2 protein-coding genes are annotated in these 2036 nt (G+C 31.2%); both read left to right on the top strand.

Annotated elements, in window-relative coordinates; genetic code table 11:
• The first annotated feature begins 610 nt into the window (after positions 1–610).
• Complete coding sequence (locus ABY905_RS16880) at positions 611–1279, top strand: hypothetical protein (RefSeq protein WP_372646004.1); 669 nt, start codon at positions 611–613, stop codon at positions 1277–1279.
• Positions 1280–1461: 182 nt separating this feature from the next.
• On the top strand, positions 1462–2036 hold a 575-nt coding region (locus tag ABY905_RS16875), incomplete at its 3' end, for a ferric reductase-like transmembrane domain-containing protein (RefSeq protein WP_372646002.1).

The following is a 2036-nucleotide window of genomic DNA, read 5'->3' as shown; positions in this document are numbered from 1 at the left end:
TTTCAGCTTTGCAGCAAGGAAACAGTTGACTAATAATTAGGAAAAAGCATATGATGAGGATACGAATAGGATTCATATTTCAAATATAGCTTATTATATTATAATAACAATTTGCCTAGGTTATTCAAATGGTTCAGATTATGTTCTCTAGCAAATCATAAAAGATTAGTTATTGAATATTTCATTTTACATTTAAAATTTATTATTGTGAGAAGTTTTTTTTTATTTTGACGAATAGCGTTTTTTTTATTACAAATGAATATTCACAGCTTCTTGTTAGTAGTCTTAATTGTCTTTTTCTGTGTCTTGATATTGGATCAGTTTTGAAGACTTTATTTTCTGTTTTTTTTGTATTGTAAATGTGAGTTCATACTTATTGGTATTCAAGTGTTTTATGTGGTTTTGTGAGTTGCTTGCTATCCGTTTTATTTATGCTTGTATAATTTTAATTGAGGTGAGTAGGGGGAATTTTATTTATTGTTTTATATTTTATTTTGTATCTTATAGTATATTTTTAGTTTTTGATGAAAAAAAGATTTTTGATTAGATAGAGAATCGGTATATTTTTATTTTCTTTGTGCGTACAACTTTTCCATTTTAACGACATTTGATGAAAACAACAAATTTTTTTTCGACCCTAGCCTTAATCCTATTCTTTTCATTTGCTCTTATTGCTCAAACAAATGAAACAGAACAATCACAAACAAAACAAGAAGAAACAACTCAAAAAAAACAGGCTGTTGCTAAGTCTCGTGCCTATATCCAAGATGCTCCAATAAAAGAGCAATTTGAATTTATCATGGACAAAGGGGATACATGGAAAAGTTATAAGGTCATTCAGATTAATTGGATGAAGAAGTTTCAGTCTGGTTTTGTGGATAGTTTGAATGCCATACGTCAGGATTATCTAGCTTCTGAGAAGCTTGTTGGAGAGAGAGACAAAAAGATTAAATCTTTGGAGTTGGAATTAAAAGAAACCAAAGATGCTTTAGCTACTATTAAGGGTGAAAAAGATAGCATGTTCTTATTGGGTATTCAAATGTCGAAGGCAAGCTATAATTTGTTTATATGGAGTTTAGTTGTGGGTTTATTAGTGTTAACAGGTTTCTTCTTTTTATTATTTAAAAGAAGCAATTCAGTAACTAATGAAACTCAGGTAAGATTGGATGAGGTTAGAGAAGAGTTTGATGCTCATAGAAAAAATGCTCTTGTACGTGAGCAAAAGTTAGCAAGAAAGTTACAAGATGAAATAAACAAGAACCGCAATTTGGGAATGTAATAAATCATCATAAAAAATATAGAGGAGTCTTAATCTTTAGATTGAGGCTCTTTTTTTATACCAACATTTAGGTATTACCTTGCGCTTATGCCATAAATCGGACTTTTTTGTTTTTTTTTGTAATACAAGTCAGCTTCATTCATGAATAGTCTTGTGACTCATTTCAAATAATAGGATCTTCAATGCCTTCGAAAAAACACTACATAGGAATATTACCCATTGTGCTTATTGCTCTATTTGTTCTATGGAGATTATCTCAATTTATAGAAATTGATTTCACTGCAAAGGGTGATGATATACTAAGTTTTGTTGATGTGGAGTTGTCAGAAGAAGAGGCCAATCGACTTGATCGTGATTTTATTCCAGGTATTGAATTTGTGACCAGCTTGACGGGTTTATGGGCTATTCGCTTTTTTCTGGCAGCATTCTTAATGTCACCTATTAGTCTTATCATTGGGCGAAGTTTTCCATTGTACTTTCGTCAATCCATTGGTATTACAACTGGCTTATTTTCCTCGATTCATGTGATGGTTTTTATTTTTTCCGAAGGGATCTCACCTATTTTTTCTAGACCTGAACTTGTTTTGGGTTTTATTGCTTTTCTTATTATCCTCAGTCTAACATTGACTTCGAGTAAAAGAGCTATGAAATTACTGAAACGCAAATGGAAGAGTCTACATCGATGGGTGTATCTAGCTACTATTTTGATCATGCTTCATGTAATTATTCTGGATAAGTCGTGGTTGGTATATGGGAT

This window comes from Ancylomarina sp. (assembly GCF_041555295.1).
Taxonomy (GTDB): domain Bacteria; phylum Bacteroidota; class Bacteroidia; order Bacteroidales; family Marinifilaceae; genus Ancylomarina.
This window is presented reverse-complemented; position numbering and strand designations above follow the sequence as displayed.